The following is a 14,392-nucleotide window of genomic DNA, read 5'->3' on the forward strand; positions in this document are numbered from 1 at the left end:
TATTTATAGGGATATTATTTCTCGAAGTGAATGATTTCCTTGATATGAAGTATTCGCGATTTTGCATATTCATATTTAGGATCGTCTATGTCGGAGGTTTGCTGGAGGAATTTGGTGTAATAATCCAGTGCTTTATCTTTATTTTCCCCATACTCTTCGTAGGTTGTTGCAATTTCGTAAAGAATATCTGGGTTCGTGTTGTCTATTTCAAGAAGATTCAGATAGGATGCTGTCGCTTTTTCAAATTGTCTGGTTGCTCCGTACGATTTTGCCAAATACAAATGCATTGAGGCCTCAATAGGTGAAGTGATATAAAAAAGAGCATCTTCCAAAAATTTAATCCCTTTCTCGTGTTGATTCAATCGGGCATAACAAATTCCTGTATGGAAATTAATCATTGGGTCTTTTTCAAAGGTCGGGCCACAACTTGCAAAAGCAGTTAATGCATCTTCATATTGCCGGGTCTGCATGTAGCAAATTCCCAGTTGCCTGTGTTCGGCATCAGTTAGGTCGTTGGATGCTTTAAGATCTTTTAAAATTGTTAAGGCATTGTCGTACCATTCCAATCCAATTAAAACCTGAGCCTTTTTCTTTAGCAGTATGGTGTTGTCCGGATAGGTTGCCAATCCCTTTGAGCAGTATTCCAATGCTTGCTGGTAAGCGGTCATTTCATAAAGTTGTTGGATGATATGAACCAATACAGATAAGTCATCAGGGTTGAGTTCGTACGAAATCATATAAGAAGACAAAGATCCTGTGAAATCCTGCATTCGATCTTTTAAATTCCCTATTTGTTTGTAAATGAAAGGATTTAAAGAATCCGTTTGGATGATTTGTTTATAGACATTTAAGCTTTCTTTGAGTTTATTTTGACCGGAAAGGGTTTTTGCTAAAAGTAAGTTGATTTGATAATCAGAGGAATCAATGGAATGTAAATTGGAAAGATATTTCTCTGCTCCGGGATAATTTCCTAATGAGTACAGACAGGAACTTAAATTCAAGAGTATTGTTTTGGAATTATTGTTTAAAGAGTTAGCTTTTTGATAATTGATGATGGCTAATTTGTCTTTATTAAGGTTTTGAAAGGCTTTGCCAAGTTGAAAATACAAGAGACTGTTTAAGCTGTCTTTTTTTATCATTTGCTCAAGCATTGGAATTGCTTTGGAGTATTGTTCCGAATACAGGAGTTGATCTACCTTAGTTGCTTTTTGAGAAAAACTTGCAGGAATGTTAATTGCTATACTTAACAGAAGTAGGAGGATGATTTGTTTCATGTCTTGGGTTTATGATTAGGATTTAAATATAACTAAAATTTTAGTTATCAAAAATATTTTTCCCTTTAATGACAAAAAAAACCGACTCAGAAAAACTGAATCGGCTAATGATTGTGCTGTGTACAACACTTATTTTTTTCTCACAAAAATTTGAATCGGCACCCCGGTAAACGACCAGTTTTTGCGGATCTGATTCTCAAGATATCTTTTGTAAGGATCCTTAATGTATTGAGGAAGATTGCAATAGAATGCAAATGTTGGGGCGTGAGTTGGTAATTGTGTTACATATTTGATTTTTATGAACTTTCCTTTCAACGCAGGAGGATTAAGAGCTGCAATTACTTTTTGCATCACATTGTTTAGTTCCGATGTTGGTATTTTACGAATACGATTCTCATAAACCTCAAGCGCCGATTCCAAAACTTGAATTAATCGTTGTTTTGTAATGGCAGAGGTGAAAATAATTGGAACATCTTTAAAAGGTGCAATTCGATTTCTAATTTCTTCTTCGAATTCTTTCATGGTATTGGTTTCTTTATCCACCAAATCCCATTTGTTAATCATGATTACAACTCCTTTGCGATTGTTGAGAATAATGTCAAGAATACTTAAATCCTGAGCTTCTACACCACGTGTTGCATCTAAAATCAATACACAAACATCAGCGCTTTCAATTGTTCTGATTGATCGCATTACCGAATAGAATTCAAGATCTTCGTGCACTTTTGGTTTCTTGCGAACTCCGGCAGTATCTACCATGATAAAATCATGACCGAATTTTTGAAATCGGGTATGAATTGAATCTCTTGTTGTTCCTGCAACATCAGTCACGATATTTCGGTCAATTCCAACCAATGCATTCACCGTTGAAGATTTTCCTACGTTAGGACGACCAACAAATGCTATTCTTGGCAGACCTTCATCATCGTCGTTTGGTTTGATCTCAAAATCATTTACTACAGCATCCAGTAAATCTCCTGTTCCCGATCCATTAACGGCTGAAATTGGAAAAACCTCTCCTTCCATTCCAATAGAATAGAATTCGTTGGCAGCAAAAATTAAATCCGAATTATCCGCTTTATTTGCAACCAAATAAACTTTCTTTTTGGTGCGTCGAAGTATTCCTGCTACAGCCGAATCTAAATCTGTGATTCCGTGCTGCACATCTAAAACGAAAAGAATAGAATCGGCTTCCTCAATGGCAATCATCACCTGTTTGCGGATTTCCTCTTCAAAAATATCCTCAGAATTGGTAGCGTAACCGCCGGTATCAATAATAGAAAACTCTATGCCATTCCATTCAGATTTTCCGTAATTACGATCACGGGTAACACCAGCAGTTTCGTTTACGATTGCTTTTCTAGTACCCGATAATCGATTAAAAAGTGTAGATTTTCCAACATTTGGTCTTCCTACGATTGCAACTATATTGCTCATTATTTTATTTTTCTAACGCAATCTCTGCGTGTAATTCTTATTCAATTGATTAAAATCCTAAAGATTTCTCCGATTTGTCAATACAGTTTTGAACTTATTGATTGTACCCGAAATCTTTTAAATGAGAGTCTTTGCTTCTCCAGTCTTTTGCAACTTTAACGTATAGTTTTAAGAATACCTTTTTCCCAAAGAATTTTTCCATGTCCAGTCGGGCTTCAGTTCCAACTTTCTTCAGTGCTTTCCCCTGATGTCCGATGATGATTCCTTTTTGAGAAGTTCTTTCCACATTAATTACTGCCATAATGTTGATGATTTTAGGCTCATCTTTAAATTCTTCAACAACTACTTCTACCGAGTATGGAATTTCTTTGTCGTAGTTAGTCAGTATTTTCTCTCTGATAATTTCATTTACAAAAAAACGGGATGGTTTATCAGTTAGTTCGTCTTTTGCGAAAAAAGGAGGACCTTCAGGCAATAATTCCAAAATGCGGTTAAACAAATTCGGAACGTTAAAATTCTCAGTTGCCGACATTGGGAATATTTCAGCTTTAGGAAGAGTGACTTTCCATCGGTCTACCAGTTTATTTAATTTTTCCTGATCAGATAAATCAATCTTGTTGATCAGCAAAAGAACCGGAATGTCAGAATTTTGAACCTTTTTAAGGAATTCTTCGTTTTTATCGATGGTTTCAATAACGTCGGTAACATATAAAATAACGTCAGCATCAACCAATGCCGAAGTTGAAAATTTCATCATCGACTCCTGAAGCTTGTAGTTTGGCTGCAAAACTCCTGGTGTATCAGAGTATACAATTTGAAAATCATCACCATTAACAATTCCTTTAATTCGGTGACGCGTAGTTTGTGATTTTGAGGTAATAATTGAGATGCGTTCCCCAACCAAATTATTCATTAAGGTTGATTTCCCAACATTGGGATTTCCAATAATATTTACAAAACCTGATTTATGAGGCATATGTACTCCAATTTAGTGATTTAAAAATTTTTGCAAAGATAGTACAATTAATGCCATTTACGAAAATGTCTGCCATTCATTAAGATGGAATAAGGAACTTGTGGGTGTTTTTTTTTTAGAATGCCATTGTTAATGGTTTAAAAGACCTAATTCGAAGCATAAGTGTAGCTTAAGTTTTGATGTTTTGAATTTGCAGTGTGTTATAAAGACTGCTGTACGATTTGTTTTTATTTTCTAAAACTATATATTTGTAGCAGAATAAGGGATGAAAACTTTGTTCCAACATATTTTATTGTTTCTTCAGGGCAGGGTGAAATTCCCGACCGGCGGTGATAGTCCGCGAATCTTTAATGAGATTGAACTGGTGTGATTCCAGTACCGACAGTACAGTCTGGATGGGAGAAGAAAAACAATTGATCAATTTGATTGATTCATGTCAATGGGATTATTTTCCATTTGGCTATACCTATAATAGATGCCCTGAATAGTTTAATGAACTGTTCAGGGCTTTTTGTTTTTATGCAGATGAGCAAAGAATATCAATACATGCAGAGAGCCTTTGAGTTGGCTAAAAAGGGAATAGGAAGAGTAAATCCTAATCCTTTGGTTGGTGCTGTTATTGTTCGTGATGATAAAATCATAGGGGAAGGATATCACGAATATTTTGGCGGCCCGCATGCTGAGGTTAATGCATTTCTGTCTGCTGCAGAATCTGTAGAGGGTGCAACCATGTATGTGACTTTGGAGCCATGTTCACATTATGGTAAAACTCCTCCGTGCGCCGAGGCAATTGCGAAAAATAAGATTGCGAAAGTTGTTATTGGCATGCTGGATCCGAATCCATTGGTGGCGGGCAAAGGCGTAAAATTGCTCGAGGATAATGGAATTGAGGTTGAATACGGCTATTTGTGTGAAGAACTAAATCAGCTAAACCGTGTTTTTCTGAAATTTATTCAAAATAAAATTCCCTATGTGATGATGAAAACAGCCATGACTCTGGATGGGAAAATTGCCAGTGAAACGGGTGATTCCCGTTGGGTTTCCAACGAAAAATCACGGGCACGGGTTCATCAGTTAAGAAATGAACTGGCAGGAATCATGATTGGTGTTGATACGGTGATTGCCGATGATCCGATGCTGACGACCAGATTGGGAAAAGGAGAAGGACGAAATCCGGTAAGGATAGTGGTGGACAGTAGTGCCCGGATTCCTTTGGAATCAAAAATATTGAATACGGGTGTTCAGGCCAAAACAATTGTTGTTGTAACAGATAAAGCTGACACCGTAAAGATTGCACAAATTGAGGACTTAGGAAATTCCGTTATTATTGCAAAATCCAGAAATGGAAGAGTTGATCTTGCTGATTTAATGGTGAAGCTTGGAAGTGAAGGCATTGATGGAATTTTACTGGAAGGAGGAGCAACGCTTAATTTTTCGGCTTTGGAAGCAGGTATTGTTGATGAGGTAATGTCGTTTATTGCGCCTAAAATTATTGGTGGTGCCAATTCTAAATCACCGGTTGGGGGCGAAGGAATCAAATTCATGAAAGATGCCATCGAATTGGAGCATATCAAGATCGATCAGCTTGGAAATGATCTGATGCTGACAGGGAAAATAAAAAAAGTGTAGCAGATAGTGGATGCTTTGTAATCTGATAACTGTTTACCAATAACTGATAATTGAAAAAATGTTTACAGGTTTAATTGAAGAAATAGGAAAGATTAAGTCCATTCAAGGTGGAGGCAAGTCAATTCGATTGACTGTTTCGGCCCGTAAAATTATGGATGATGTGAAGCTGGGTGATAGTATTGCAACCAATGGAATTTGTTTGACGGTGGTTAGCTTTAATTCTACTGGGTTTTCGGCAGATGTTATGCCGGAGACAATGAGCCGAACAAATTTCGGATTGTTGGGAGCAGGAAGTCGTGTGAATTTGGAGCGGGCTCTTCGCGTTGGCGACCGGATGGGTGGTCATATGGTAAGTGGGCATGTTGATGGATTGGGTGAAGTTGTAGGCAAAGAGCAAGACGATAATGCCATTTGGGTTAGCATTGCCGCACCTAAAAATATTTTAAAATATGTTGTGGAGAAAGGTTCTGTTGCTATTGATGGTATCAGCTTGACAGTGGCCTATGTGGATGAGAAAATTTTTAAAGTTTCAATTATTCCGCTTACACAGGAAGATACAACTTTAACTTCTAAGAAAAAGGGAGAAAAAGTAAATCTGGAATGCGATATGACTGCAAAGTATATTGAAAAATTCATGCTTCATAGAGATGAGGAAAGTGCTCAGGTGGAGAAATCGGATATTTCGATGAATTTCCTGAAAGAGAATGGGTTCGCATAAAGAGTAAAATTAAAAACAAAACAACAATACATAAACTATGAAATTTCATACAATTGAAGAAGCGATCGAAGACATCAAATTAGGGAAGATGATTGTGGTGGTTGACGATGAAGATCGTGAAAATGAGGGTGATTTGTTGATGGCAGCGGAAATGGTTACTCCTGAGGCAATCAATTTTATGGCCCGACAGGCTGGAGGATTGATTTGTATGCCAATTGTTAAGGAGCGTTTGGATGAGTTAAATATCGATATGATGGTGTACCATAATACTGATGCAAAGCAAACGGCCTTTACCGTAAGTATTGATGCTGCAGATTGTTCAACCGGTATTTCTGCCCACGAACGTGCGCATACAATACAAAAAGTGTTTGATAAGAATGCCAAACCGGAAGATTTTACCCGTCCGGGACATATTTTTCCTTTGGTAGCGCGTAAAAATGGAGTTCTGGTTCGTGCAGGACACACCGAAGCGGCTGTTGATCTGGCAAGAATGGCTGGATTGTATCCGGCAGGCGTAATTTGTGAAATTATGAATGAGGATGGAACCATGGCCCGTGTTCCTCAGCTCAGAGAATACATCAAAAAGCATGATTTAAAAATGATTACGATTGCTGATTTGATTGAGTATCGCAGACAAACAGAGAGTGTAATCGAAAAAGTAACTGAAACAGCAATGCCAACAAAACATGGCGAATTTAGAGCTCATGGTTTTGTCAATAAAATTACCGGTGAGCATCATGTTGCTTTGGTAAAAGGAGATATTGATACTTCTGAACCAGTGTTGGTTCGGGTGCATTCTGAATGTTTAACCGGTGATGCGTTTGGTTCTATGCGTTGCGACTGCGGCGATCAGCTGCAGGAAGCTTTGCGGAGAATCGAAGAGGCTGGCAGAGGTGTGTTGTTATATATGCGTCAGGAAGGCAGAGGTATTGGTTTAATCAATAAATTGAAGGCTTATCAACTTCAGGATATGGGGATGGATACTGTTGAGGCAAACCTGGCATTGGGATTTAAAGCCGATTTGCGTGATTATGGTATTGGTGCTGCTATTTTAGCCGAATTGGGAGTTAAAGATTTGATTTTAATGACTAATAACCCACTGAAAGTTGCTGGTTTAAAAGGTTATGGATTGAAAATTGTTGCTCGCGAAGAGATTGAAATGACTTGTAATGAAAAAAATGAATTCTATATGCAGACCAAAATGAATAAAATGGGTCATCTATTGCATCAGGATGTAAAGTGGAATTTGCAAAATGATGATAAAAGTATAAAATAAGTAAATGTGTCAATGAGTGAATGGGGTAACAAATATTACTTTTTTGGATTAGAAGAGTAATCTCAAAACTGAAATCTCATTTCTCACATCTTAAAATCAAATAAAATGAATGTAATTGAAGGTAAGCTTATTGCTAAAGATTTAAAATTCGGTATTGTTGCCGGTCGTTTTAACGAATTTATTGGAGGTAAATTGTTGGCAGGTGCTTTGGATGCTATCAACCGTCATGGAGCTTCTACTGATGATGTTGATGTTGCCTGGGTTCCCGGAGCATTTGAAATTCCATTGATTGCTAAGAAGATGGCAAAAAGTGGTAAATACGATGCGGTTATTTGTTTGGGTGCTGTAATTAAAGGCTCTACTCCTCATTTTGAGTATGTGTCGGGCGAAGTTACCAAAGGAGTTGCGAGTGTTTCTTTAGATTTGGAAGTACCAGTTATTTTTGGTGTTTTAACTACCGATTCTATTGAGCAGGCAATTGAACGTGCTGGAACAAAGGCTGGAAACAAAGGATTTGAAGCGGCGGTATCAGCTATTGAGATGGCTAATTTGTTGAAGCAATTTTAAGAATACAATATGTCAAAAAGAGGCTGTCCCAAAAGGGCGGCCTCATTTTTTAAGCCACCCTTTTCATGGAGATAATCATTTTATTGAATTGGTCATTCAGTTGTTTTCGAGTGCATCTATTCAGCTCAAAAACGACAATAATTGCACAAAAGCCATTATTTTTCCCCAAATTGGACATAATTACAGCTGCAATTTTCCTAAGGTTGTGACCTATTGCCATTAATCCGAATTCGATCTCTGCCCCACCTAACTTCCTTAGAGTAAAACGGTTAAATTTATTGTTTGATTTCATTTGCCCAAATACGGCTTCGGGTTCAACAGGGCGTTTCCCCCTATGAAAAATGCCTTCATCGCTTAATAGTTTCCCCCTTGCAATTTGTCGTAACCTGTTCAGGTTGTGGTTAACTTCGATTTTTCTGTTTCCTTTTGCTTTATGACACATGCCAAGTAATGGGCAGGTCCTGCAGTTTTGAGCCTGATAAATGCTCACCCGATATTCAAAACCAAGTTCTGTTTTCCTGTTTCCACAGCCAACACAGGCCATCTTTTGGCCCATAGGGCAAACATAAAAGTCTTTCTCTTTGTTATAGAACAAGTTCGGTGGCAGGAAGGCATTCTTCTTGTAGTTCCTTTTTTGTTCTTTATGAAAGTAGTTGTATTTAATAAACGCTTCAATGTTCTGGTCTTCCAGTTTTTGGTAGTTCTGCTCACTGCCATATCCTGAGTCGGCAACTACGGTTTCAGATTGTTTGTTGTAAAGCAATTCAAACTGATCCAGATGAGGGATTAGTGTGGCGGTATCGCCAGGGCGCTGATGCAGTGAAAAGTTTGTGATAAACTGGTTTTCGGTACTGATCTGTGCATTGTAAGCAGGTTTTAACTGACCGTTTTTCATATGATCTTCCTTCATCCGCATAAAAGTGGCATCGGTATCGGTTTTTGAGTAACTGTTCCTATCCCCAAGGATTTCCAGATGTTGTTGGTACTTCTCCAATCGTGGCAGGGCATCCGATTCCAGTTGCTTTAATTGTTTCTGCTGCTGTTTGTTCAGTTCTGAAAGATGCCCGTTTAATTGTTTAATCTTTTCCTGCAGTATTTCTGTATCAATCTTTTGCGGAAAGTTTTCTTCTGTTTGGTCGGCCGAGTCTTCGGTAATACTGGCTTCTATGTCTTTTAAAATACTTTCTATTTTAGTTTCCAGTTTCTCTTTATACTTTTCAACGGACCTGCGCCAGACAAAGGTATAACGGTTCGATGCTGCCTCTATTTTAGTCCCATCCACATATTGAACCTTTAGGCTGACATAGCCCATATCAGCCATCAACTGAACCATTTGGGCAAACAGGTTTTGGATTTTATGTTTTAGCTTTTGGCTGCGAAAGTTATTGATTGTTCTAAAGTTAGGGGTTGCCTCGCCGGAGAGCCACATGTAATAGATATTTTCTTCTAACCGGCGTGCTATCTTCCGGCAAGAGTAGGTGTTATCCAGATAACTGTAAAACAATATCTTGATCATTACCCGAGGATGGTACGAACTGGTGCCTCCCCCCTTATAGGTCGATAAAATATCATCGATATGTAACTGATCAACTATTTGGTTAACAATACGTACAGGGTGATTAGCCGCTATCTTTTCACTTAAATTACTCGGAAACAGTACTGACTGTTGGGAAGTAATACTTTTGAATCGTATATTTGATCTAGCTGTCATAGAAACCTTTAAGATAATAAATCTTAAAGGGACAGAAAAATAAAGGCTGTCCAATTTACTTTTTGGACAGCCCCTTTTTTATGTGGTATATTCGGTAACTGCTTACCTTGGTTAATATATTTTAAGCATGTTTACCTCTTTTTCGCTTAGGAATCTCCATTTCCCTCTTGGGATGTTTTTCTTCGTAATTCCTGCAAAAAGTACGCGATCCAATTTTTCGATCTCGTAACCCAGATGTTCAAAAATGCGTCGTACAATTCTGTTTCGGCCCGAATGAATTTCTATTCCAACTTGAGTTTTATCGGTGTCACTGGCAAAACTAATGGCATCAGCTTTAATTTCTCCGTCTTCTAATTCCAGTCCGGTTAATACCTGATCTAATTCTTCTTGAGAAATTGCTCTGTCAAGAAATACATGGTAAATCTTTTTCTTGTTGTAACTTGGATGAGTAAGACGTTTTGTTAAATCGCCATCGTTGGTGAAAATTAAAACTCCGGTAGTCATACGATCCAGTCTTCCTACAGGATAAACTCTTTCAGGACATGCATGACTAATTAAATCCATAACTGTTTTTCGTCCCAGTGGATCATCGAGGGTAGTTACAAAATCTTTGGGTTTGTTTAAAACCAAATAGACTTTTGCTTCGGCCTCCAATTGTTTGCCATCCATGCAAACTACATCATTAATATTTACCTTGGAGCCAACCTCTTTAACAATTTCGCCGTTAACGGTTATTCTGCCTTCTTCAATTCGTTGGTCGGCAGCTCTTCTTGAGCATGCTCCGGTGTTCGAAATGTATTTGTTAAGTCTTAGGATACCATCTTCCGGACCTGATAGTTTAGCAAAAGCCAATTGTTTTTTCTTGCTGTAATGCTTTTTTTGAAGAGTTTCTTTATCGGGTTTGTTTTTAAAACGATCATAAGGTTTTGCAGTAGAATCTTGATCTTCATCAAAATCGTCTGCAAATCTTTTTTTGTTTTCTGTAAATTCTGATCTTTCTCCTCCTCTGTTTGAGCGGTCAGAATCTCTTCGGGTTCTGAAGTTTGAGTCTTCAGATCTGTGTCTTCTTCTGTCTGAGTCTCTTTCAGATCTGTTATCGTCAAATTTTCTTGGTGATCTTGATCTGTAATCAGAACTTTGGGAGCTTCTGTCAGAATTTTCTGATCTGTCGCCATAGTTGTGATCTCGTGATCCTGAATCCCGGCCAAATTTACGGGTTGAGTCTCCAAATCGGGGTTTTCCTCTGTAAGAGTCTTTTTCAGATCTGTTGTCGTCAGATTTTCTTGACGAGCCTGATCTTGAATCAGAACCTCGTGAAGTTCTGTTGGAATCACTGCTGCGTCTGTCAGAATTTTCTGATCTGCTGCCAGTATTTCTATTTCGTGAATCTGAATCCCAGCCAAATTTACGGTTTGGTTCTTCCGATCCGGATCTTCTTCTGTCGGAACTTCTTTCCGAACGGTCACCATCAGATCTTCTTGATGATTGTGGTCTTGCGTTATCTCTTTGAAAAGGTTTTTCTGAATTATCTCTTCGTTGTCGGGGATATTCTGATTCCCCCTGATTGTTGCGTGATTCTGAATCCTTTTTGAATCGAGGATTTGCACCACCAGGTTTTCTATCGTTTTCTGTTTTTGATCTAAAAGAAGATTTTTCTTTTCTATCTTTCCCGTATTTTTTTTCTTCCATTTTTGAGTAAATGATCATTGTTCTGAACCCGCAAAGGTACTAATAATCAAAGAATATATTAATTCCATCAGTTAAAAAAGTGAAATAAAGAAAATCAATTTCGATTTTGCTTTTTTACTCTTGATCGAAATTATAAATTTGTCATACAGATTTTGAACAGAATGTTTGTTCAGAATCTTTTTTATGAATCGATAAACATTAAAATTCAATAAATAGTATGGCATTAATTAAATCAATTTCCGGAATCAGAGGAACGATTGGCGGTAAAGTTGGAGATGGATTAAGTCCTCTTGATGTTGTGAAATTTTCTGCAGCATATGGTACTTGGGTATCACGAAGAAACAACGGACAGAAAGTAAAAGTAGTTGTTGGGCGAGATGCCCGGATTTCAGGCGAAATGGTCGACATGCTTGTGGTTGGAACTCTCTTGGGGCTGGGAATTGATGTTGTGGAAATTGGCATGGCAACTACACCAACTACCGAAATTGCAGTTACCGAAGAAAAGGCTCAGGGAGGTATTATTTTAACTGCCAGTCACAATCCTAAACAATGGAATGCGTTAAAATTGTTGGATGAAAAAGGTGAGTTTTTAAACGATATCGATGGTAAAATAGTTCTTTCTATTGCAGACAATGAAGATTTTTTATTTGCAGATGTTGATGATTTAGGTCAGCTTTCTCATATAAATGATTATACCCAAAAGCATATTGATCATGTTTTAGCACTTAAATTGGTTGATGCTGAGGCAATTAAAAAAGCCAATTTTACGGTTGCTGTTGATGCAGTAAATTCGGTTGGTGGTGTTGTAATTCCTCAATTGTTAAAAGCTTTAGGTGTTGAAAATGTTGTAGAATTGTATTGCAAACCCAACGGACAGTTTCCTCACAATCCAGAGCCACTTCCAGAGCATTTAACTGAAATTGCTTCAGTAATGAAGGAAGGCAAGGCTGATTTAGGGTTTGTAGTTGATCCGGACGTGGATCGTTTGGCAATTGTGAATGAAGATGGAAGTATGTTTGGTGAAGAATATACCTTGGTGGCATGCGCTGATTATGTGTTGGCAAATACACCGGGAAATACTGTATCTAATCTTTCATCAACCCGTGCTTTGCGCGATGTTACAGAGAAACATGGAGGAACATACGAAGCTTCGGCTGTTGGCGAGGTGAATGTTGTTACCAAAATGAAAGAAAATAATGCCATAATTGGTGGTGAGGGTAATGGAGGTATTATTTACCCTGAAAGTCATTATGGCAGAGATGCTTTGGTTGGGGTTGCTTTGATTTTGACGCACATGGCAAAAACAAAGAAAAAGGCTTCGGAGTTAAGAGCAAGTTATCCGAATTATTTTATCTCAAAAAATAAAATTCAGTTAACTCCCGAAATTGATGTTGATGAGGTTTTAGTTGCCATGAAAGAAAAATACAAGAATGAGAAAGTGAACGACATTGATGGTGTTAAAATTGATTTTTCATCGGAATGGGTTCATCTTCGAAAATCAAATACTGAACCAATTATCCGAATTTATTCGGAGAGTGAAAATGAGGATTCTGCAAATCAATTGGCAGAAAAAATTATTTCAGAGATTGAAGAAATCATCAAATAGGATTTTTTTGGGGAGAAGCGCAGGATATTAATTTTCCTGCGCTTTTTTTTTTGATAAAAGAAAATTTTCCGTAATCGTTTGCATTTCTTCGATCTTATAAAATTAAAGCTTTTTTGGAATGATTTAATCAGATTTATTCCAATTTAATTTTATCTCGGAACTTCTATTCTCCTTGCTAAATGTGGCTTCTGATAATAAGATCTGTTTGTCGTTATTGAACAGAAGAGCCTGTATGGGTGTTTATACCCAGTTTTGAAATAGTTAAATATGTCAGAAGTTAGATAATTGTTATCTAATTTTCATATATTTAAGTGAGACTGTTGAAAAGCAGGTCTTTTTCTGAATTATTTTCTGGCATTGTGTATATATTTGCTAGCCAATAAAGAAAAAATTCTCCATTGATACGAATATAAATAGATATAATCAAAGATTAAAGCCTTATGAAAATTACCGTTGTAGGTGCAGGAAATGTTGGCGCAACTTGTGCAAATTGCATTGCCCAAAAGGAATTAGCAAACGAAGTAATTATTGTTGACATTAAAGATGGATTGTCAGAAGGAAAAGCATTGGATATGTGGCAAACAGCTCCGATTAATTATTACGATACAAGAGTTAAAGGAGTAACTAATGATTATGCAGCAACTGCTGGATCAGAGGTTGTTGTTATTACATCAGGACTTCCTCGTAAACCTGGGATGAGTCGTGATGACTTAATCGCTACCAATGCAGGTATTGTAAAATCGGTTACTGAAAATGTAATTGCACATTCTCCTGACGCTATCATCATTATTGTGTCAAATCCTTTAGATGTTATGACTTATGCTGCTTTTTTAACAGCTAAAAAAGCATCTAACAAAGTATTTGGTATGGCTGGTGTATTGGATACAGCCCGTTACCGTGCTTTTCTTGCTGAAGAATTAAATGTTTCTCCTAAGGATATTCAGGCATTGTTGATGGGTGGACACGGAGATACTATGGTTCCACTTCCTCGTTATACTACTGTGGCAGGTATTCCTGTAACAGATTTGATCGAAGAAGATAAATTGAATGCTATTATCGAAAGAACTAAATTTGGTGGTGGCGAGCTTGTAAACTTGATGGGAACTTCAGCTTGGTATGCTCCAGGTGCTGCGGCGGCTCAAATGGTTGAGGCTATTGTTCGCGACCAAAAAAGAATTTTCCCGGTATGTGCTCTGTTGAACGGAGAATACGGAATGAAAGATATTTTCTTGGGAGTACCAGTTGTTTTAGGTAAAAACGGTATCGAGAAAGTAATTGAAGTGAAATTAAACACCGAGGAAATGGAATTGTTGAAAGGATCAGCAGAGGCCGTTAAATCTGTAATGAAAGTGTTAGACGAAATGAACATTCTATCTTAATCAGAAGATTTTATTTTTCAAAATATTGAGGTTGTCTCCATGTGAGACAACCTTTTTTTGTGTATAAAATCAAACAAAAATAAATTTTACCTTAAATTCTAAATAATATTATCCGTAAATCAGGAATTAT

10 protein-coding genes, 1 pseudogene and 1 riboswitch are annotated in these 14,392 nt (G+C 37.4%); of the genes and pseudogenes, 6 read left to right on the forward strand and 5 right to left on the reverse strand.

Annotated features, from left to right (window positions below):
• Positions 1 to 14: 14 nt before the first annotated feature.
• From ACKU4N_RS02370 to era, 3 genes are all read right to left on the reverse strand, one after another.
• Positions 15 to 1,274 carry a tetratricopeptide repeat protein gene (locus tag ACKU4N_RS02370; RefSeq protein WP_321319988.1) on the reverse strand — a complete coding sequence of 420 codons (1,260 nt, stop codon included), beginning with the start codon at positions 1,272 to 1,274 and terminating at the stop codon, positions 15 to 17.
• A gap of 129 nt (positions 1,275 to 1,403) precedes the next feature.
• Positions 1,404 to 2,711: a ribosome biogenesis GTPase Der gene (gene der / locus ACKU4N_RS02375; protein ID WP_321319990.1), complete on the reverse strand. Its 1,308-nt coding sequence runs from the start codon at positions 2,709 to 2,711 to the stop codon at positions 1,404 to 1,406.
• Positions 2,712 to 2,805: 94 nt separating this feature from the next.
• Positions 2,806 to 3,687, reverse strand: a complete 882-nt coding sequence (gene era, locus ACKU4N_RS02380) for a GTPase Era (protein ID WP_101309631.1) — start codon at positions 3,685 to 3,687, stop codon at positions 2,806 to 2,808.
• Between the two features lie 292 nt (positions 3,688 to 3,979).
• Positions 3,980 to 4,098: riboswitch (FMN riboswitch) on the forward strand.
• Positions 4,099 to 4,212: 114 nt separating this feature from the next.
• Between era and ribD the strand changes: the two genes are divergently transcribed.
• The 4 genes from ribD to ribE all read left to right on the forward strand — a co-directional run bounded on the left by ribD (position 4,213) and on the right by ribE (position 7,877).
• Positions 4,213 to 5,316, forward strand: a complete 1,104-nt coding sequence (ribD, locus tag ACKU4N_RS02385; RefSeq protein ID WP_321319993.1) for a bifunctional diaminohydroxyphosphoribosylaminopyrimidine deaminase/5-amino-6-(5-phosphoribosylamino)uracil reductase RibD — start codon at positions 4,213 to 4,215, stop codon at positions 5,314 to 5,316.
• 58 nt (positions 5,317 to 5,374) lie between these two features.
• Positions 5,375 to 6,034, forward strand: coding sequence for a riboflavin synthase (locus tag ACKU4N_RS02390; protein WP_321319995.1), 660 nt, complete (start codon positions 5,375 to 5,377; stop codon positions 6,032 to 6,034).
• 37 nt (positions 6,035 to 6,071) lie between these two features.
• On the forward strand, positions 6,072 to 7,310 hold the full coding sequence (locus ACKU4N_RS02395) for a bifunctional 3,4-dihydroxy-2-butanone-4-phosphate synthase/GTP cyclohydrolase II (RefSeq protein ID WP_321319997.1): 1,239 nt from the start codon (positions 6,072 to 6,074) through the stop codon (positions 7,308 to 7,310).
• Positions 7,311 to 7,415: 105 nt separating this feature from the next.
• The gene (gene ribE / locus ACKU4N_RS02400; RefSeq protein WP_321319998.1) at positions 7,416 to 7,877 is read left to right on the forward strand and encodes a 6,7-dimethyl-8-ribityllumazine synthase; all 462 of its coding nucleotides are present in this window, start codon (positions 7,416 to 7,418) and stop codon (positions 7,875 to 7,877) included.
• Between the two features lie 187 nt (positions 7,878 to 8,064).
• On the opposite strand, the pseudogene ACKU4N_RS02405 reads toward ribE, so the two are convergent.
• Positions 8,065 to 9,588 (reverse strand): annotated as a pseudogene (locus tag ACKU4N_RS02405) (IS1182 family transposase); the annotation flags it as partial.
• A 111-nt stretch (positions 9,589 to 9,699) separates the two neighbouring features.
• Complete coding sequence (locus tag ACKU4N_RS02410; protein WP_321320001.1) at positions 9,700 to 11,277, reverse strand: pseudouridine synthase; 1,578 nt, start codon at positions 11,275 to 11,277, stop codon at positions 9,700 to 9,702.
• Positions 11,278 to 11,494: 217 nt separating this feature from the next.
• Here ACKU4N_RS02410 and glmM point away from each other — a divergent pair, with 217 nt between their 5' ends.
• A complete protein-coding gene (gene glmM, locus ACKU4N_RS02415; protein WP_321320003.1) occupies positions 11,495 to 12,883 on the forward strand; it encodes a phosphoglucosamine mutase in 1,389 nt (462 codons plus the stop codon).
• A 440-nt stretch (positions 12,884 to 13,323) separates the two neighbouring features.
• A complete protein-coding gene (gene mdh, locus ACKU4N_RS02420) occupies positions 13,324 to 14,262 on the forward strand; it encodes a malate dehydrogenase (RefSeq protein WP_101309636.1) in 939 nt (312 codons plus the stop codon).
• Positions 14,263 to 14,392: the final 130 nt, after the last annotated feature.

This window comes from Labilibaculum sp. (assembly GCF_963664555.1).
Taxonomy (GTDB): Bacteria; Bacteroidota; Bacteroidia; order Bacteroidales; family Marinifilaceae; genus Labilibaculum.